Source organism: Kocuria sp. KH4 (assembly GCF_053711175.1).
The window spans coordinates 26,551-45,349 of the sequence record NZ_JBSJYX010000021.1; the positions used below are offsets into that span (position 1 = coordinate 26,551).

17 protein-coding genes and 1 tRNA gene are annotated in these 18,799 nt (G+C 75.2%); 15 read left to right on the plus strand and 3 right to left on the minus strand.

Features of this window, described 5'->3' with window-relative positions:
- Window positions 1-86 precede the first annotated feature (86 nt).
- From ACWCOM_RS14205 to ACWCOM_RS14240, 8 genes are all read left to right on the plus strand, one after another.
- The gene (locus ACWCOM_RS14205) at window positions 87-980 is read left to right on the plus strand and encodes a ParA family protein (protein ID WP_454549397.1); all 894 of its coding nucleotides are present in this window, start codon (window positions 87-89) and stop codon (window positions 978-980) included.
- Complete coding sequence (locus ACWCOM_RS14210) at window positions 980-1,870, plus strand: segregation and condensation protein A (RefSeq protein ID WP_454549398.1); 891 nt, start codon at window positions 980-982, stop codon at window positions 1,868-1,870. Before ACWCOM_RS14205 ends, ACWCOM_RS14210 begins: the two co-directional genes overlap by 1 nt.
- Window positions 1,867-2,481, plus strand: coding sequence for an SMC-Scp complex subunit ScpB (scpB, locus tag ACWCOM_RS14215; protein ID WP_454549399.1), 615 nt, complete (start codon window positions 1,867-1,869; stop codon window positions 2,479-2,481). The genes ACWCOM_RS14210 and scpB overlap by 4 nt, the downstream gene beginning before the upstream one ends.
- 9 nt (window positions 2,482-2,490) lie before the next feature.
- Window positions 2,491-3,621 (plus strand): pseudouridine synthase, encoded by a 1,131-nt coding sequence (locus ACWCOM_RS14220; RefSeq protein ID WP_454549400.1) that lies wholly within the window; start codon window positions 2,491-2,493, stop codon window positions 3,619-3,621.
- A 19-nt stretch (window positions 3,622-3,640) separates the two neighbouring features.
- Window positions 3,641-4,750 carry a prephenate dehydrogenase gene (locus ACWCOM_RS14225; protein ID WP_454549438.1) on the plus strand — a complete coding sequence of 370 codons (1,110 nt, stop codon included), beginning with the start codon at window positions 3,641-3,643 and terminating at the stop codon, window positions 4,748-4,750.
- Window positions 4,747-5,520: a (d)CMP kinase gene (gene cmk / locus ACWCOM_RS14230; protein ID WP_454549401.1), complete on the plus strand. Its 774-nt coding sequence runs from the start codon at window positions 4,747-4,749 to the stop codon at window positions 5,518-5,520. The genes ACWCOM_RS14225 and cmk overlap by 4 nt, the downstream gene beginning before the upstream one ends.
- Window positions 5,521-5,595: 75 nt before the next feature.
- Window positions 5,596-7,155, plus strand: coding sequence for a ribosome biogenesis GTPase Der (gene der, locus ACWCOM_RS14235; RefSeq protein ID WP_454549402.1), 1,560 nt, complete (start codon window positions 5,596-5,598; stop codon window positions 7,153-7,155).
- 84 nt (window positions 7,156-7,239) lie between these two features.
- Window positions 7,240-7,313: transfer RNA gene (locus ACWCOM_RS14240), tRNA-Pro, on the plus strand.
- Between the two features lie 72 nt (window positions 7,314-7,385).
- Here ACWCOM_RS14240 and ACWCOM_RS14245 read toward each other — a convergent pair.
- Complete coding sequence (locus ACWCOM_RS14245; RefSeq protein ID WP_454549403.1) at window positions 7,386-8,303, minus strand: PfkB family carbohydrate kinase; 918 nt, start codon at window positions 8,301-8,303, stop codon at window positions 7,386-7,388.
- A 193-nt stretch (window positions 8,304-8,496) separates the two neighbouring features.
- On the opposite strand from ACWCOM_RS14245, the gene ACWCOM_RS14250 reads away from it, so the two are divergent.
- The 6 genes from ACWCOM_RS14250 to ACWCOM_RS14275 all read left to right on the plus strand — a co-directional run bounded on the left by ACWCOM_RS14250 (window position 8,497) and on the right by ACWCOM_RS14275 (window position 12,677).
- On the plus strand, window positions 8,497-9,495 hold the full coding sequence (locus ACWCOM_RS14250; RefSeq protein ID WP_454549404.1) for an adenosine deaminase: 999 nt from the start codon (window positions 8,497-8,499) through the stop codon (window positions 9,493-9,495).
- An 82-nt stretch (window positions 9,496-9,577) separates the two neighbouring features.
- The gene (gene gcvH, locus ACWCOM_RS14255; RefSeq protein WP_454549405.1) at window positions 9,578-9,964 is read left to right on the plus strand and encodes a glycine cleavage system protein GcvH; all 387 of its coding nucleotides are present in this window, start codon (window positions 9,578-9,580) and stop codon (window positions 9,962-9,964) included.
- 195 nt (window positions 9,965-10,159) lie between these two features.
- On the plus strand, window positions 10,160-10,615 hold the full coding sequence (locus ACWCOM_RS14260) for an FHA domain-containing protein (protein WP_454549406.1): 456 nt from the start codon (window positions 10,160-10,162) through the stop codon (window positions 10,613-10,615).
- 9 nt (window positions 10,616-10,624) lie between these two features.
- Window positions 10,625-11,371: a transcriptional regulator FtsR gene (ftsR, locus tag ACWCOM_RS14265; protein ID WP_454549407.1), complete on the plus strand. Its 747-nt coding sequence runs from the start codon at window positions 10,625-10,627 to the stop codon at window positions 11,369-11,371.
- Between the two features lies 1 nt (window position 11,372).
- The gene (locus ACWCOM_RS14270; RefSeq protein ID WP_454549408.1) at window positions 11,373-11,897 is read left to right on the plus strand and encodes a bifunctional nuclease family protein; all 525 of its coding nucleotides are present in this window, start codon (window positions 11,373-11,375) and stop codon (window positions 11,895-11,897) included.
- Between the two features lie 177 nt (window positions 11,898-12,074).
- Window positions 12,075-12,677: a MerR family transcriptional regulator gene (locus ACWCOM_RS14275; RefSeq protein ID WP_454549409.1), complete on the plus strand. Its 603-nt coding sequence runs from the start codon at window positions 12,075-12,077 to the stop codon at window positions 12,675-12,677.
- A 10-nt stretch (window positions 12,678-12,687) separates the two neighbouring features.
- Here ACWCOM_RS14275 and ACWCOM_RS14280 read toward each other — a convergent pair whose 3' ends face one another.
- Window positions 12,688-13,476 (minus strand): ParA family protein, encoded by a 789-nt coding sequence (locus ACWCOM_RS14280; protein WP_454549410.1) that lies wholly within the window; start codon window positions 13,474-13,476, stop codon window positions 12,688-12,690.
- A gap of 374 nt (window positions 13,477-13,850) precedes the next feature.
- On the opposite strand from ACWCOM_RS14280, the gene ACWCOM_RS14285 reads away from it, so the two are divergent.
- Window positions 13,851-17,303 (plus strand): pyruvate carboxylase, encoded by a 3,453-nt coding sequence (locus ACWCOM_RS14285; protein WP_454549411.1) that lies wholly within the window; start codon window positions 13,851-13,853, stop codon window positions 17,301-17,303.
- Between the two features lie 63 nt (window positions 17,304-17,366).
- On the opposite strand, the gene ACWCOM_RS14290 is transcribed toward ACWCOM_RS14285, so the two are convergent.
- On the minus strand, window positions 17,367-18,746 hold the full coding sequence (locus tag ACWCOM_RS14290) for a phenylacetate--CoA ligase family protein (protein WP_454549412.1): 1,380 nt from the start codon (window positions 18,744-18,746) through the stop codon (window positions 17,367-17,369).
- Between the last annotated feature and the right edge of the window lie 53 nt (window positions 18,747-18,799).

Genomic DNA, 18,799 nt, shown 5'->3' on the forward strand with positions numbered 1-18,799 from the left:
CAGGTCGGCCCCACCGGCCCGGGCCGCCCCGCGCCCGGGCCGGCCCGCCCGCGCCAGCGACCACGAACGAAAGAGCGGTGCCACGAGTGAGCCAGCGAAGCGACGAGAGGATCCCCGGAACGGGCGAGACGGCCGCGGGAGCCCTGGGCCCCACCGGCCGTCCCGTCCGCGACTTCCCCGAACCGCCCGAGCTGTCCTCCCACGGGCCCGCCCGGATCATCGCGATGGTCAACCAGAAGGGCGGGGTGGGCAAGACCACCTCCACCATCAACCTGGGGGCCGCGCTGGCGGAGCTGGGGCGCAAGGTCCTGCTCGTCGACTTCGACCCGCAGGGCGCGCTCTCCGCCGGCCTCGGCGCGAACCCGCACGAGCTCGAGCTCACGGTCTACAACGTGATGATGGACCGCTCCGTGGACGTGTGGGACGTGGTGCAGGAGACCGACGTCGAGGGCGTGGACCTGCTCCCGGCCAACATCGACCTCTCCGCCGCCGAGGTGCAGCTGGTCACCGAGGTGGCCCGCGAGCAGGTCCTGGCCAGCGCCCTGCGCAAGCTCGAGGAGCACTACGACGTCATCATCATCGACTGCCAACCCTCGCTGGGCCTGCTGACCGTCAACGCGCTGACCGCCGCCCACGGCGTGGTCATCCCGCTCATCGCCGAGTTCTTCGCGCTGCGCGCCGTGGCCCTGCTCGTGGACTCCATCGAGAAGGTCCAGGACCGGCTCAACCCGCGCCTGCAGATCGACGGCGTGCTCGCCACGATGTTCGACGCCCGGACGCTGCACTCCCGGGAGGTCATGGCCCGGATCGTCGACGCGTTCGGGGACAAGGTCTTCGACACCGTCATCAAGCGCACCGTGAAGTTCCCGGACGCGACGGTCGCCGCCGAGCCGATCCTCTCCTTCGCCACGGCCCACCAGGGCGCCGAGTCCTACCGCCAGCTGGCGCGGGAGCTGATCTCGCGCGGCGGCGCGCCCTGATGCATCCCGAGGAGCTGCCGGAGCCCACCGGGCCCGGCCGCTTCACGGTGCGGCTGGAGGACTTCGCCGGGCCCTTCGAGGTCCTGCTCTCCCTGATCGCCAAGCACGAGATGGACATCACCCGGATCGCGCTGGCCACCGTCACCGACGAGTTCCTGCAGTACGTGCGCGCCCTGCACGACTCCGGGTCGGTGCGCGCCCTCGACGAGGCCAGCGAGTTCCTCGTGGTCGCCGCCACCCTCCTGGACCTCAAGGCCGCCCGGCTGCTGCCGCGGGGCGAGGTCGAGGACGAGGAGGACGTGGCCCTGCTCGAGGCCCGGGACCTGCTCTTCGCCCGGCTGCTGCAGTACAAGGCCTTCAAGGAGGTCGCCGGCCTGCTCGACGACCGGATGCGGGCCGAGTCCACCCGCCTGCCGCGGGTGGTGCCGCTGGACCCGGAGGTCGCCGCCGTCCTGCCCGAGCTCGACTGGCGGACCACCCCCGAGCAGTTCGCCGAGATCGCCCGCGCGGTGCTCGCGGCGCGGCCGGGGACGCCCCCCGAGGTCGGCGTCGACCACCTGCACGGGGCCGCCGTCACCGTGCGGGACGAGGCCGAGACCCTGGTGGGCCTGCTCGAGGACGGCCGGCCGCGCTCCTTCCACGCGCTGGTGGCCGACGCCGGGTCCGTCCTCGCGGTGGTCGTCCGGTTCCTGGCGCTGCTGGAGATGTTCCGGGACGCCGTGGTCGAGCTCGCCCAGGACGCCCCGCTGGGGGAGCTCACGGTGCGCTGGACCGGGACCGGCAGCGGGTGGACCCCCGACCGCCTCGCCGCGGACGACGCCGCCGACGACCCCGACACAGCCGACCCGGTGCCCCCGTCCGTCCGGTCCCCGGCGGGGGTGCCCGCGTGAGCGCCGCGCCCGAGACGGGACCGGACCTCGAGGCCCTGCCCGGGGGCCTGAGGGCCGCCGTCGAGGCGATCCTGATGGTCGCCGACGAACCCGTCAGCGAGTACGAGCTCGCCGCCGCCCTGGTGGTCCCCGTCGCGTCGGTGCAGCGGGTCCTGGACCGGCTCCGCGCGGAGTACGACGGGCGGGCCGCGGATCTGGGGTATGCTGGAACGTTGGAGCCGCGCGGCTTCGAGCTGCGCAGCACCGGCGCCGGATGGCGGATCTACTCCCGCAGCGAGTTCGCCCCGGTCGTCTCCGCGTTCGTCGCGGAGGGGCAGACGGCCCGGTTGTCCCAGGCGGCGCTGGAGACCCTGGCCGTGGTGGCGTACCGCCAGCCCGTGAGCCGGGGGCGGATCTCCGCGATCCGCGGGGTGAACGTCGACGGCGTCGTCCGCACCCTCGTGCAGCGGGGGCTGATCCGCGAGCTCAAGCGGGACGGCGAGTCCGGGGCCGTGCTCTACGGCACCACCACGTTCTTCCTGGAGAGGATGGGCATCGGGTCGCTCGACGAGCTCCCCGACATCGCCCCTCATCTGCCGGGCATCGATCAGATCGACCACTACGAGGACTGAGACACCACCATGGCCACACCACGTTCATCATCCGGCCGTCCCGGGCCCGGCGGCCGCCGGGGCCCCGGCTCCCAGGGCGGGAAGCCCCGGAGCGGCCAGGGCGGCGCGTCCTTCCCGGGCGGGCGCGGCGGCGCCGGCCGCGGCGCGGGCCCGGCCGGCGGCAAGGGCGGCCCCGCGAAGAGCGGCACCGCGAAGGGCGGCACCGGCAGGGGCGGCACCGCGAAGGGTGCCGGAGCGAAGGGCGGCGCCGCCAAGGGCGCCGGAGCGAAGGGCGGGGCCCAGGAGCGCGGCCCCCGGCCGTTCGCCTCCTCCGAGCGCAGCGCCCGGCGGATGCCGGCCACGCCCTACCGTCCGCCGCACCGTCGGCGCCGTCCCACGAACCCGCCGGTGGACCGGCTGGACCAGCACGACCCGGACGGGGTGCGCCTGCAGAAGCTCATGGCCCAGGCCGGGGTGGCCTCGCGGCGGGTCTGCGAGGAGATGATCGAGGCCGGCCGCGTGCAGGTCAACGGCGAGACCGTCACCGAGCTGGGCCTCCGCGTGGACCCGGCCACCGCCGGGATTCACGTGGACGGTGTGCGCGTCCAGCTCGACGAGACCCTCGTCTACTACGCCTTCAACAAGCCCGAGGGCGTGCTCTCCACCATGGAGGACCCCGAGGGCCGCCCGTGCGTGGCCGACTACCTGAACCAGCAGAAGAACGAGCGCGTGTTCCACGTGGGCCGCCTCGACGTCGAGACCGAGGGGCTGCTGCTGCTCACCAACGACGGCGAGCTGACCAACCGGCTCACCCACCCCTCCTACGAGGTGCCCAAGACCTATCTCGTGCAGGTGCGCGGGCCCATGGAGAAGGGCATCGGGGCGGCCATGAAGGCCGGCATCCAGCTCGAGGACGGGCCCGCCTCCGTCGACGCGTTCCGGCTCGTGGACTCCACCCCCGGGCACATCCTCGTGGAGGTCGTCCTGCACTCCGGCCGCAACCGGATCGTGCGCCGGCTCTTCGACGCGGTGGGCCACCCCGTGGAGAAGCTCGTGCGCACCCAGGTGGGTCCCATCCGGATCGGCGACCAGCGCCAGGGCACCATCCGCAAGCTGTCCAGGACCGAGGTCGGGCACCTCCTCGCCTCGGTCGGCATGTGAGGGGACCCCGGTGACGCAGATGCCCTCCGTCCGACCGGCGCCCGCGGCGACCGCCGGCCCCGTGCTCGTGGTCGGCGCCGGGCTGCTCGGCGCCAGCATGGGGCTGGGCCTGCGCCACCTGGGCGTGGACGTGTGGCTGCAGGACGCCTCGCCCACCGCCGAGGCCGTGGCCCAGGACATCGGCGCCGGCCGCTCCTGCCGGGCGGCCGGGCCGGCCCCGGAGCCGGCCCTCGTCGTCGTCGCCACCCCGCCCGACGTCACGGCCCGGACCGTGGTCGAGGCGCTGGAGCGCCACCCCGGCGCCGTCGTCCTGGACATCGCCTCCGTCAAGGAGGCGGTGCTGGAGGGCGTGCGCGAGCTCGGCGGCGATCTCGGCCGGTACGTCGGCACCCACCCGATGGCCGGGCGCGAGCGCTCCGGCCCCGTGGCGGCCCGCGGGGAGCTGTTCACCTCCATGCCCTGGGTCGTGTGCGACTCGGGGCTCTCCTCGCCGGCGGCCCTGGCCGCCGCGAAGAACCTCGCGGTGGACCTCGGGGCGACCGTGACCTTCATGGACGCCCGCGAGCACGACGCCACGGTGGCGCTGATCTCCCACCTGCCGCAGGTGATGTCCTCGCTGCTGGCCTCCCGGCTGCAGGACACCCCGCTGCACCACCTGTCCCTGGCGGGCCAGGGGCTGCGGGACACCACCCGCATCGCCGCCTCCGACCCGCACCTGTGGGTGCAGATCCTCGCCGCCAACGCCGGACCGGTCGTGGCGTCCCTGCACGGGGTGCGCCAGGACCTCGACCGCCTCATCGCCACCCTCGAGGGGCCCGAGGCCCCGGGGGCGCGCCTGGACATCGCCCAGCTCATCGCCGAGGGCAACGCGGGCCAGGCCCGCATCCCCGGCAAGCACGGCGGGGCGCCGCGGGCCTTCGCCAGCCTGACCGTGCTCGTCGGCGACGTGCCCGGTCAGCTGGCGCGCCTGCTCACCGAGATCGGGGAGATCGGCGTCAACCTCGAGGACCTGCGCCTCGAGCACTCCCCGGGCCAGCCGGTGGGCCTCGCCGAGGTCTCCGTGCTCCCCAACCGCCGCAAGGAACTCGTCGAGGCGCTCCAGGAGCGCGGATGGAAGGTCGTGCAGTGAACACCGGAACCAACCCCGCCACCCACGCCGGACCGGGCACCGGGACGGGCACCGCCGCGGGCGCCCCGCCGGCCGGGGCGCCGTTCCCCGCCGCCGGGCAGGAGCTGGTCGTCGCGATCGACGGGCCCTCCGGCTCGGGCAAGTCCAGCGTGTCCAAGGAGGTGGCCCGCCGCTTCGGCCTCGCCTACCTGGACACCGGGGCGATGTACCGGGCCCTCACCTGGTGGTGCCTCGACCGCGGGGTGGACCTCGCCGACGCCGACGCCGTGGTGGACGCCGCCCGCACCTTCCCCCTCGCCCAGGGCACCGACCCCGACCGGGAGCTGGTCCTGGTGGGCGGCACCGACGTGGCCGTGGAGATCCGGGGCGCCCGGGTGACCGGGGCGGTCAGCGCCGTGGCGACCAACCCGGCCGCCCGCGCCGTCCTGGTGGCCCGGCAGCAGGAGCTCATCGCCGACAGCGGCCGCCGGATCGTGGCCGAGGGCCGGGACATCACCACCGTGGTCGCCCCGGACGCCGACGCCCGGATCCTGCTCACCGCCGACGAGCGGGCCCGGATGGCCCGCCGCGGCCTGCAGAACGGCGGGGTCGAGGACGCCGCGCGGCTGCGGGCCGAGGTCGTCGGCCGGGACGCGAAGGACTCCACGGTGGTCAACTTCACCGAGGCCGCCGACGGCGTCGTGACCATCGACTCCTCCGACCTCACGGTCGAGCAGACCGTCCAGGCCGTGCTCGACGCCGTCCTCCGGGCCGCCGGCCGCACGGCCTGAGCCGGGCCCGACCGGCCCCCCCCCGACACCCATCCGCACCCCGACCGGCCGCACCCGGCCCAGCGAAGGACAGCCATGACCGGCACCCCCGAGAACCCCGCGCACGGCACCGCCCACGACCCCTACGAGGCCGAGATCCTCGGCGGCACCACGGACGACGTCGCCGAGCGGATCGCGGCCATCGACGACGACGAGGCCGAGCAGCGCGCCCAGGCCCTGCGGGCGGGGCTCGAGGACTACGAGCTCGACGAGGAGGACGCCGCGCTGCTCGCCGGGTGGGCCGAGGGCGAGGACCAGGCGCCGGCGCGCCGCCCCGCCCCGGTGCTCGCCATCGTGGGCCGGCCCAACGTCGGCAAGTCCACCCTGGTCAACCGGATCCTCGGCCGGCGCGAGGCCGTGGTGGAGGACACCCCGGGCGTCACCCGGGACCGGGTCTCCTACCGGGCCACCTGGGCCGGGCGCAACTTCACCCTCGTGGACACCGGCGGGTGGGAGTACGACGCCAAGGGCATCAACGCCCGCGTCGCCGAGCAGGCCGAGCTGGCGGTGGAGTACGCCGACGCCGTGCTGCTCGTGCTCGACGCCACCGTGGGCGTGACCGCCGCGGACGAGGCCATCGTGAAGATGCTGCGCAAGGTGCGCAAGCCCGTGATCCTGGTCGCCAACAAGGTCGACTCCCCGCAGCTGGAGGTCGAGGCCACGTACCTGTGGTCCCTGGGCATGGGGGAGCCGCACCCGGTCTCCGCGCTGCACGGGCGCGGCGCCGCCGACGTCCTGGACGCCGTCATGGAGGTGCTGCCGGAGTTCTCCGCCGTGGCCGGGACCGAGCTCACCGGCGGCCCCCGCCGGGTGGCCCTGATCGGGCGCCCCAACGTGGGCAAGTCCTCCCTGCTCAACAAGCTCGCCGGCTCCGAGCGGGTCGTGGTCGACCCGCTGGCCGGCACCACCCGGGACCCCGTCGACGAGCTCATCGAGCTGGGCGGCAAGCCGTGGCGCTTCATCGACACCGCCGGCATCCGCCGCCGCGTGCACATGGCCCAGGGCGCCGACTTCTACGCGTCCCTGCGCACCCAGGCCGCCCTGGAGCGCGCGGAGGTGGCCGTGGTGCTGCTGGCCGCCGACGAGGTGCTCTCGGAGCAGGACGTGCGCATCCTGCAGCTGGCCGTGGACTCCGGGCGCGCCCTCGTGCTGGCCTTCAACAAGTGGGACCTGATGGACGAGGACCGCCGCTACTACCTGGAGCGCGAGATCGACCGCGACCTCGCGCACGTGGCCTGGGCGCCGCGGGTGAACGTCTCCGCCAAGACGGGCTGGCACAAGGACCGGCTGGTGCCCGCGCTGGAGAGGGCCCTCGAGTCCTGGGACACCCGCGTCCCCACCGGCCGGCTCAACGCGTTCCTCGGCGAGATCGTGGCCGCCCACCCGCACCCCGTGCGCGGCGGCAAGCAGCCCCGCATCCTCTTCGGCACGCAGGCCTCCTCCCGCCCGCCGCGGTTCGTGCTGTTCACCACCGGCTTCCTGGACCCCGGGTACCGGCGCTTCATCACCCGCCGGCTGCGGGAGACCTTCGGCTTCGAGGGCACCCCGATCGAGGTCAGCATGCGGGTGCGCGAGAAGCGGGCCCGCAAGCGCTGAGCCCCGGTGCCCGCCGAGATGAATTCCGCCCCGGGTTGCTGTAGTGTGATGCGAGTGCTCAGGGCGGCGACGTACTGAGCACTTCGGGCTGTGGCGCAGCTTGGTAGCGCACTTGACTGGGGGTCAAGGGGTCGCAGGTTCAAATCCTGTCAGCCCGACGAACCGGAGGCCGGTGGACCGCGGGAACGCGGACCACCGGCCTCCGTCGTGCCCGGGGTCTCCCCGCCGGGTCAGGCCCCCCGGTGCTGCCGCACCGTCTCCCGCAGCCGGTCCGGGTCCAGGTGCGGCCGCCCGCCGGGCGTGCCCACCACCTGCGCGGCGGCCGCCGCGGCCCACCACGCCGCGGTCCGCGGGTCCTCGCCGCGCAGCAGCGCGACGGCGAGCGCGGCCACGAACGCGTCCCCCGCGCCGGTCGGGTCCACCGGGTCCTCGCCGAGGTGCGGCAGCACCACGTGCCCACCGGGCCAGGCGACCACGTCCGCCTCCCCGGCGGCCAGGGCGACGACGCGCGGCCCCTCCGCCAGCAGCTGCCGTGCCGCCCGCACCGTCTCCGGCACCCCGTGCGGGGCCCACCCCACCAGCGCCTCGGCCTCCGAGCCGTCGGCGCGCACCACGTCCGCCGCGTCCAGTACCCGGCGCCGCGTCCGCGCGTCCGCCGGGGCCCCGTCGGCCACGACCAGCGCACCGTCCGCGGCCGCGAGCGCCGCCGCCACCGCGGGGCCCGGCTGCTGGAGCTGGACGAGCACGGCGTCCGCGTCCCGCAGCAGGCCCGCCCGGGAGCGCACGTCCCCGGCCGTGAGCAGCGCCCCCGGCGCCACGTCCTCGAGCAGGCGGCGCACCCCGGGCGGGCCGACGACGTCGACCAGCAGCGCCGTGGGGACGCTCTCGCGGCGCAGCACGCCCGTGACGCCGATGCCGTCCGCGGCGGCCTGGGCGAGCACGTCCTCGCCGGCCCGGTCGGCGCCGACGACCCCGACCAGCTCCACCTCGGCGCCCAGCCGGCGGCACGCCACCGCCTGGTTCGCGCCCTTGCCGCCGAGCAGCTCCCGGCGCTCGCGCACGTCCGCCGCACCGCCCTCCCCGGGGACCCGGTCGACGACCAGCACGAGGTCGCGCGCCACCTGACCCACCACGACGACACCGGGCACGGGGCCCTCCTCCCGACTCGGACCGGTCCTGCCGGCCAGCCTAGGGCACCGGGGCGGCCGTCGCGGGGGCCGGCGCACGGGTGGTCCGCGCACCCGGCCGGGGTCCGGAACGCGTCCGGGCGGCCGGTACACTGCACGGGTCCCCCCGCCGGTCGCGGGACGCCGTGGGACGGGAGACGAAGGAGCACTGCCGGTGAAGGACCTGTACACCCTGCCGAAGGCGGAGCTGCACCTGCACATCGAGGGCACCCTGGAGCCCGAGCTCGCGTTCGAGCTGGCGGCTCGCAACGGCGTGGAGCTGCCGTACGCCTCGGTGGAGGAGCTGCGGCGGCAGTACGACTTCGAGGACCTGTCCTCCTTCCTGGAGCTCTACTACGCCACGATGGACGTGCTGCGCGGGGCCGCGGACTTCGAGGCCCTCACCCGCGCCTACCTCGACCGGGCGGCGGGCCAGGGGCTGCGCCACGTCGACGTCTTCTTCGACCCGCAGGCGCACACCGCCCGCGGGGTGCCGCTGGCCGCGGTGGTCGACGGCATCCGCGCCGGACTGGACGCCGCCCGTGCTCGGCACGGCATCACCAGCACGCTGCTGCTGTGCTTCCTGCGCGACCGGCCCGCCGCCGAGGCCCTGGCGATGTTCGACGCGCTGGGGGACCAGCTCGCCCGGATCGACGGGATCGGCCTTGACTCCGCCGAGGTGGGCCACCCGCCGGCGCTGTTCGAGGAGGTCTACGCCCGGGCGCGGGACGCCGGGCTGCACGTGGTCGCCCACGCCGGGGAGGAGGCCGGCCCCGAGTACGTCCGGGAGGCGCTGGACGTGCTGCGGGTCGAGCGGGTGGACCACGGCATCCAGTGCCTGCGGGACCCCCGGCTCGTGGAGCGCCTCGTCGCCGAGCGGGTCCCGCTCACCGTGTGCCCGCAGTCCAACGTGCGCCTGCGGGTGGTCCGCACCCTCGCGGAGCACCCGGTGCTGGAGATGCTCGAGCGCGGGCTCGTGGTCACCGTCAACTCGGACGACCCCGCCTACTTCGGCGGCTACGTGGGCGACGCCTTCCAGGGCCTGCGCGAGGCCTTGGGCCTCACCGACGAGCAGGCCGCCGCGCTGGCGCGCAACGCGGTGGACGCCTCCTTCGCCGACGCGCCGCGCAAGGGGCAGCTGCACGAGGAGATCCGCGCGTGGGAGCGGGGCTGAGCCGCCGCGCCGACGCGCCCGGCCCCCCGGGTGCGCTGTGCCATAATCGAGCCGACCGCGCACGTCCGACCAGGAGCGACCCATGAGCGAGATCCCCGCCGACCTGTCCTACACGGCCGAGCACGAGTGGGTCGCGGCCCCCGGGGCCGACGGCGTGCTGCGCATCGGCATCACCGACCACGCGCAGAGCGAGCTGGGCGACGTCGTCTTCGTCCAGCTGCCCGAGGTGGGCGAGGTGGTCGAGGCCGGCGCGGCCGTGGGCGAGATCGAGTCCACCAAGTCCGTCAGCGACATCTTCGCCCCGGTCTCCGGCGAGGTCACCGCCGTCAACGACCGCCTCGAGGAGGAGCCCGCCGCCGTGAACACCGCCCCCTACGGCGAGGGCTGGCTGTTCGAGGTCCGTCCCGCGGACGAGGACTACCGCTCCGGGCTGCTGGACGCCGAGGGCTACGCCGCCCAGCTGGGCTGAACCGCCCCGGGCCCTGCCCGGCGCAGCGGCGTCCGGGACGTGTCCCGGCCGCCGCGTCCCGTCGCCCCCACCCAGTACACTGGGAAGTGCCACCGGGTGGCTCCGGCCGTCCCCGGGAGACCCCCGGGACAGGCGGTCGCGGGGTCGGGCGCCCACGGGACCCGCCAACCATCACGTCACCAGTCGAGGGAAGAGATGTCCAGAACCCAGAACGGCTCGAACGCACCCCAGGGGGAGCCGGAGACCACGTCGATCCAGATCGTGGCCGAGGTCCTCTCCCGCGCCGCTGCCCACAAGCTCTCGCCGGAGGAGAACGCCGCGGTCTCGGCCCTGCCCCCGCGCAGCGCGCTGCTCGTCGCCCACGACAGCGGCGGCACCGGCTCCCGCTTCCTCCTGGACCAGGACGAGGTCCCCGCCGGACGCCACCCGTCCTCGGAGATCTTCCTGGACGACGTCACCGTCTCGCGCCGGCACGCCCGGTTCGTCCGCCGCGGCGACAGCTTCGAGATCGTCGACTCCGGGTCCCTCAACGGGACCTACGTCAACGGCGACCGGGTGGACAGCGCGGGACTGGACAACGGCGACGAGGTCCAGATCGGGAAGTTCCGGTTCACGTTCTACCGTTCGCTGCGCACGCAGTCGGACCAGTAGAAGGGAGCCATGGCCGACCCCGCCGAGACCGACCTGCACCGGGACGACGTCCAGCACGAGCCCCGGGTGGGCATCAGCGCCGTGCTCAAGGAGCTCGGCGCGGACCACCCGGGCATCACCGCCTCGAAGCTGCGCTTCCTGGAGGACAAGGGCCTGGTGCACCCGGCCCGCACCGCCTCGGGCTACCGGAAGTTCTCCCGGGCCGACATCGAGCGGCTGCGCCGGATCCTCGAGCTCCAGCGCGACCGCTACCTCCCGCTGAAGGTCATCCGGGAGCGGCTCGACGGCGACACGACCTCGCCGGACGACGGTGACCGGCGGGTCCCGGAGGCCGCGGACCCCGTGACCGCCCCCATCCCGATCGTGCCCGCGCCGCCCGCGTACAGCCTTCGGGAGCTGGCCGGGCGCACGGGGGCCGGGATCCCCCTCGTGCGCGAGCTCGTGAGCTACGGGCTGATCCGCGAGCAGAACGGCGTGTTCGACGACCACGCGCTGGCGATCACCCGCGCGGCCCTCGCCCTCACCGCTCACGGCCTCGAACCGCGGCACCTGCGCCCCTTCAAGGCGGCGGCGGACCGGGAGCTCGGCCTGGTGGAGCGGGCCGTGGCGCCGCTGAGCTCCCGCCGCGACGCCGCCTCGCGCGCCCGGGCCGTCGAGCGCGCCCAGGAGATCTCCGGGCTGTGCCTGACCATCCACACCTCGCTCGTGAGGTCGGAGATCGCCGCGCTCCAGGAGCGCGCCGCGGTGGAGCACTGACATGGCCGTGCACCAGGTCCTGATGGAGATCGCCGGGGTGCGGATGGACGTCCCCTCCGCCCAGCCCGTCGTGGTGCTGCGCGAGGTGGAGGGCGGGCGGCACCTGCCGATCTGGATCGGCACCAACGAGGCGACGTCGATCGTCTTCGCGGTGCAGGGCATCGAACCGCCCCGGCCGCTGACGCACGACCTGCTGCTGTCCGTGGCCACCGCCTTCGGGCGCAGCCTCACCCGGGTGCGGATCCACACCGTGGAGGAGGGCGTCTTCCACGCGGCCCTGGAGTTCTCGGACGGGACGGTGGTGGACTCCCGCGCCTCGGACGCGATCGCGCTGGCGGCGCGCACCGACTGCCCCATCCTGTGCACCGAGACCGTCCTGGACGAGGCCGGGCTGGTGATGAGCGGGGACGGCGAGCTGCGGGAGCCGTCGCACCGCCCGGGCGAGGGCGAGCAGCAGTTGCCTCCGGAGACGCAGGTCGAGCAGTTCCGCGACTTCCTGGACAACGTCGACCCGGAGGACTTCTGAGCCCCGGGCCCCCGGCCGCGCCGACACGGGCCCGGGGCGGCGGATGTCTTTGACCCCGCCACCGGGGAGGTCTACCGTCGAAGCAGTGCTCGAGGTGTCCCCGGGGGGTCCGGACGCCTCGCCCGGAGCATGTCCTGCCGGTGCCGCGAGGACCGGACCCACGAACGAGGAGGCGGCGTGAGCGACCGCGAGCAGCCCGGCGTCCCGGCCGGCCCCGACCGCCCTCCCGCCCACGGCACCCAGGGGGTCCTCTTCGACGACTCCACGGTCCGGGACGACTCCGTGGGCTACCGCGGGCCCACGGCCTGCAAGGCCGCCGGGATCACCTACCGGCAGCTCGACTACTGGGCACGGACCGGCCTGGTGGAGCCCACCGTGCGCGGCGCCTCCGGCTCCGGGACCCAGCGGCTGTACAGCTTCCGGGACATCCTGGTGCTCAAGATCGTCAAGCGGCTCCTCGACACCGGGGTCTCCCTCCAGCAGATCCGCACCGCCGTGGGCGCGCTGCGGGCGCAGGGCGTCGAGGACCTCGCGCAGCTCACCATGATGAGCGACGGCGCCAGCGTCTACGCCTGCACCTCCCCGCACGAGGTCATCGACCTGGTGCAGGGCGGCCAGGGGGTCTTCGGGATCGCGGTGGGCCGGGTCTGGCGCGAGGTCGAGGGCACCCTCGCGGCGATGCCGGGGGAGCACACCGGGCGCCCGCCCGCCCCGGCCGAGCGCCCCGCGCCCGACGACGAGCTCTCGGCCCGCCGCGCCCGCCGGCAGAGCACGGGCTGAGGACCCGGCCTCAGGCGGGGCGCTCCAGCAGGCCCTGGAGGATCGCCGTGAAGCGCCCGGACAGGTCCCGGGCCTCGGCGCCGGGCCAGCGGTGGATCGGCCAGGCGGCGCCCTGCGCCTGCTGCCACACGGGCAGGTCCGGGAGGACGGGACTGACCAGCAGCGGCCCGAACAGCTCCCCGAGCTCCTGCAGCCGGTGGCGGTGCTCCACCGACGCGTGCCGGACCTTGTTCACCACCACGCCGGCGGACGGCACCGCCCAGCTGCGGCTCTGCTCGAACTGGGCGATGGCGGTCATGGTGCGCTTCGTCCCCGCGACCGAGAACAGGGACGGCTCCGCGACGGAGAGCACCTTGTCGCTGGCGGCCCACGCGGTGCGCGTCAGGGCGCTCAGGGTCGGCGGGCAGTCGACCAGCACCAGGTCGTAGCCGGAGACCCCCGCCAGGGCCCGCTCCAGCCGGCCCAGGTCCTTGTCCCGGTACTCGGAGCGGTCGAGGTAGGACGAGCGCGCGGAGCCCGGGGCCACGTCGAGGGCCTTGGCGTCGAGGCCCTCGCGCACCGCCCAGGCCGAGGCCACGACCACGCGCTCGAGGGCCCCCCGGCGGGGCCGGCGCAGCGCCGCGCCCACGTCGTGGCCGCGCGCCGGCTGCACGCCCAGCCCGGTCGTGGCGTCCGCGTGGGGGTCGAGGTCTACCACGAGGGTGGGCACGCCCGCCCGGAGCGCCGCGGAGGCGATCCCCAGGGTCACCGAGGACTTGCCGACACCGCCCTTGAGGCTGCTGACGCTGACGATCTGCACGGAGGGGGCACCCTTCGTTCGCTGGCGGGACAGGGGGAAACTGGGGGCGCGGCTCCTCGTGACCGGGAACGGGGGCCGCGGCGAGGAGACGGTCCGGGCCCATCGTAGCCGGGACCGCCCGCCCTCCCCGGCGCGGCACGGGGTCACGGGCGACCCGGCGGCCCGCCCCGGATCCCGCCCCGAGAGGCGAGGGGGTAGCCTGTCCACGGTGACCCGCCGTGACGGCGGTCACAGTCCGCCCCGGTGCGGCGTGGTTGACTGGTCAGGGGCGCCCGCGGGCGGCCACGCTGACCGTGTGTCCGGAGGGGCACGACCTTCGAACGAAACAGTGCCCGGGTGTCCGCCGGACGGCCCCGGGTGCGGGACGGGTGTAGATGTTCTCCAAGATCCTGGTGGCCAACCGCGGCGAGATCGCGATCCGCGCCTTCCGCGCCGCGTACGAGCTCGGGGCCAAGACGGTGGCGGTGTTCCCGTACGAGGACCGCAACTCGATCCACCGGCAGAAGGCCGACGAGGCGTACCGGATCGGGGAGGAGGGCCACCCCGTGCGGGCCTACCTCGACGTCGAGGAGATCATCCGGGTCGCCAAGGAGTCCGGCGCCGACGCCATCTACCCCGGCTACGGCTTCCTCTCCGAGAACCCGGAGCTGGCCCGGGCGGCGGCCCGGGAGGGCATCACGTTCGTGGGCCCGGCCGCGCAGATCCTGGAACTGGCGGGCAACAAGGTCGCGGCGCTCAAGGCCGCCAAGCGCGCCGGGATCCCCACCCTGGCGTCCACGGAGCCCTCCGCGGACGCCGAGGCGCTGATCGCCCAGGCGGCCGACATCGGCTTCCCCATCTTCGTCAAGGCGGTCGCCGGCGGCGGCGGCCGGGGGATGCGCCGGGTGGAGACGCCCGAGGCGCTGCCCGAGGCGCTGGCGGCGGCGATGCGCGAGGCCGACACCGCCTTCGGGGACCCCACCGTGTTCCTGGAGCAGGCCGTGCTGCGCCCCCGCCACATCGAGGTGCAGATCCTCGCCGACAACGAGGGCGAGATCGTCCACCTCTTCGAGCGCGACTGCTCGCTGCAGCGCCGGCACCAGAAGGTCGTGGAGATCGCCCCGGCGCCGAACCTCGACGAGGGCATCCGCCGGGCCCTGCACGCCGACGCCGTGAAGTTCGCCCGGGAGCTGGGCTACGTCAACGCGGGGACGGTGGAGTTCCTGGTGGACACGGCCGGCGAGCGCGCCGGCCAGCACGTGTTCATCGAGATGAACCCCCGCATCCAGGTGGAGCACACGGTGACCGAGGAGATCACCGACGTGGACCTGGTGCAGTCCCAGCTGCGCATCGCGGCCGGGGAGTCCCTGGCCGACCTCGGCATCGCCCAGGAGCAGCTGGCGGTGCGCGGGGCCGCGCTGCAGTGCCGGATCACCACGGAGGACCCCGCCAACGGCTTCCGCCCCGACGTCGGGAAGATCTCCGCCTACCGCTCCGCCGGCGGGGCGGGGGTGCGCCTGGACGGCGGCACCGTCTACGCGGGCGCGGAGATCTCCCCGCACTTCGACTCCATGCTCGTGAAGCTCACCTGCCGCGGCCGGGACTACGCCACCGCGGTGCACCGCTCCCAGCGCGCCCTGGCCGAGTTCCGCATCCGCGGGGTGGCCACCAACATCCAGTTCCTGCAGGCGGTGCTGGCCGACCCCGAGTTCCTCGCCGGGGACGTGGCCACCGACTTCATCGAGCGGCGCCCCGAGCTGCTCGAGGCCAGGACCTCCGGGGACCGGGCCACCAAGGCGCTCACGTGGCTGGCCGAGGTCACCGTGAACAAGCCCAACGGGGAACGGGTGGAGGGCATCGACCCGCGCAACAAGCTGCCCCGCTACCCGGGGGACAAGCTCGAGGAGCCGTTCCGCTCGCCCTTCGACGGGCCCTCCGAGCACACCCCGCCGCCGGGCTGGCGGCAGAGGCTGCAGAAGCTGGGCCCCGAGGGCTTCGCGCGGGCCCTGCGGGAGCAGTCCGCGGTGGCGGTGACGTCCACGACCTTCCGCGACGCCCACCAGTCGCTGCTGGCCACCCGGGTGCGCACCCGCGACCTGCTCGCCGCCGCCCCGGCCTACGCCCACACCCTGCCCCAGCTGCTCTCGGTCGAGGCGTGGGGCGGGGCGACCTACGACGTCGCGCTGCGCTTCCTCGGCGAGGACCCCTGGGAGCGGCTGCGGCTGCTGCGCGAGGCGATGCCCAACATCCCGATCCAGATGCTGCTGCGCGGGCGCAACACCGTGGGCTACACCCCGTACCCCACCGAGGTCACCGACGCCTTCGTCGCGGAGGCCGCCGCCACCGGGGTGGACATCTTCCGGATCTTCGACGCGCTCAACGACGTCGAGCAGATGCGCCCGGCGATCGAGGCGGTGCGGGCCACCGGCACCGCGGTGGCCGAGGTCGCCCTGTGCTACACCGGCAACCTCCTGGACCCGGCCGAGGACCTCTACACCCTCGACTACTACCTCGACCTCGCCCAGCAGTGCGTCGACGCCGGCGCCCACGTGCTGGCGATCAAGGACATGGCCGGTCTGCTGCGCCCCGCCGCCGCCGCCGCGCTCGTCACGGCCCTGCGGGAGCGCTTCGACCTGCCCGTGCACCTGCACACCCACGACACCGCCGGCGGCCAGCTGGCCACGCTGACGGCGGCGATCGACGCCGGCGTGGACGCCGTGGACGTCGCCGAGGCCTCGATGGCCGGCACCACCTCCCAGGTCCCGGCCTCGGCGCTGATCGCCGCGCTGGCCCACACCGACCGCGACACCGGCATCCCGCTCGAGGCCGCCACCGCGATGGAGCCCTACTGGGAGGTCATCCGGAGGATGTACGCCCCCTTCGAGTCCGGGCTCACCGCCCCGACCGGGCGGGTCTACCGGCACGAGATCCCCGGGGGGCAGCTCTCGAACCTGCGCCAGCAGGCCATCGCGCTGGGGCTGGGGGAGCGCTTCGAGGCCATCGAGGACATGTACACGGCCGCCAACGCCATGCTCGGGCGGCTGGTGAAGGTGACCCCGTCCTCCAAGGTCGTCGGCGACCTCGCGCTGCAGCTGGTGGGCATGGGCGTGGACCCGGGCGAGTTCGAGGCGAACCCGCAGAAGTTCGACATCCCGGACTCGGTGATCAGCTTCCTGGCCGGGGAGCTGGGCACGCCCCCGGGCGGGTGGCCCGAGCCGTTCCGCACCCGGGCGCTCGAGGGGCGCACCGTGAAGGTGGGGATCACCGAGCTGGCCCCCGAGGACTCGCAGGCCCTGGCCGGGGACTCCGCGACCCGGCGGGCGACACTGAACCGGCTGCTCTTCGCCGGACCCACCCGCGACTTCGAGGCCAGCCGGGCGAAGTACGGCAACCTCGCCCTGCTGCACACCCGGGACTTCCTCTACGGCCTCACCCCGGACCACGAGCACGTGATCTCCCTGGGCAAGGGGGTGCGGCTGCTCGTCACGCTGCAGGCGATCTCGGAGGCCGACGACAAGGGCGTGCGCACGGTGATGGTCACCCTCAACGGCCAGCCGCGCATGATCGAGGTCCGGGACACCTCGGTCGCCTCGGCCGTGCCCGAGACCGAGAAGGCCGACCCGGCCGACCCCGGCCACGTGGCCGCTCCCTTCGCCGGCGCCGTGACCGTGACGGCGGCCGAGGGCGACACCGTGGAGGCGGGGGCCCAGGTGGCCACCATCGAGGCCATGAAGATGGAGGCCTCCATCACGGCCCCCACCGGCGGGACCGTCAAGCGCGTCGCCCTGCAGGGCGTCACGCAGGTCTCCGGTGGGGACCTCCTGCTCGTCCTGGCGCCGGCCGGCTGACGCGTCCCGCCCGGAGCCCCGACCCGGGTCGGGGCTCCGGGCGTCCCCGGGCGTCCGCCCGGGTCAGGTTGACCACACCTGGCGGAACTTCCCGGAGGCCTCGGGGCGGGGCGGGTCGGCCACGTGCCGGACGCCGACCGCGCCCAGTCCCCGCTCCGTGAGGAAGGCGCGCACCCGGGCGTCCACAGCCGCCCGCACCCGCCCGGGGTCGGCGCCGGGCTCCGGCTCCAGCCGCAGGACGAGGGTGTCCGGGGCGGTCCGCACCGCCTGGAACCGCCGGACCCCCGGCGTCTCCTCGACGACCGTGCCCAGGGCCAGAGGCAGCACGGGCACCGAGCGCCCGTCGGCCGCGGTGAAGCGCAGGACGTCCCCGGCGCGCCCGTCCACCCGCACCGCGGGCAGCGGGCTGCCGCACGGGCACGGCCGGGCCCGGAGCTCGACCCGGTCGCCGAGGTCGTAGCGGATGAGCGGCTGCACCCGGTTGCCGAGGTCGGTCACCAGCACGCTCGCCGAGGTGCGGCCCGGCGCCACGGGGCGGCCGGCCTCGTCGACGGGCTCGAACAGGTACCGGTCGGCGTTCACGTGCAGCGTCCCGCGGTGGCACTGCACGGCCAGGCCGGGCGCCTCTGAGGCCGCGTACTCGTCGAGGACCGGGCAGCCGAGGGCGGCGCGGATGCGGTGCCGTGCGGCGGGGGTGAGGGTCTCCCCGCCGACGGCGACCAGCGCCGGGGCGATCCGCAGCCGCCCGCCGGCCTGCTCCGCGGCGAGCAGGTCGACGGCGCTGGGATAGCCCACGAGCACGGTGGGGCGGAAGGCGTCCAGCTCGGCCACGAGCTCGGGGAGCGGCCGCAGCACGGAGAGCACGCGCAGCCGGTCGCTCCGGCGCGGGCCCCGCCGTCGCAGGTCCTCCGCGGCGGTGACGGCCGCGAAGTGCCCGCCCGTGGCCAGCAGCGCGGCCACGCGCAGGCCCCGGCGGGCCACGGGGGCGAGCACGTCGGGGCGCAGGAGCGTGCGCCGGGCCCGGACCCCCAGCACCGCGCCGGCGCTCGACCACGAGCGGTCGTCGTGCACCAGCACCGCCGGGTCGCCGCTGCTCCCGGAGCTGGTGAGCACGTGGTACCGGCCGAGGTAGGGGACGCCCACCCGGGACGGGTCGGCCAGGACGTCACGGCGCAGCGCCGCGAGGGTGATCCGCGGGTCCGTCACCCACTCGTCGAAGTGCTCCATGAGCTGCGGCTTCGCCACCGGCGGCAGCAGCGCCGGGTCCGCCGCGTCCGGCGGCACCGCGCGGTAGAGCCGCCGGTAGTAGGGCGAGGCCCGGCGGGCGTGGCGCACGAGCGCGCCCAGGCGGACGCGCTGCCGGCGCGCGACGGCCGCCGTCCCGGCGTGCTCGACCCACCAGGCGTCCCCCGCCGCCGCTGCCGTCGCCGCCGCTGTCGCCACCGCATCCTCCCTGCCCCTGCGCGTGGACCCAGGGTAGGCCCGGCCGGCCGGGA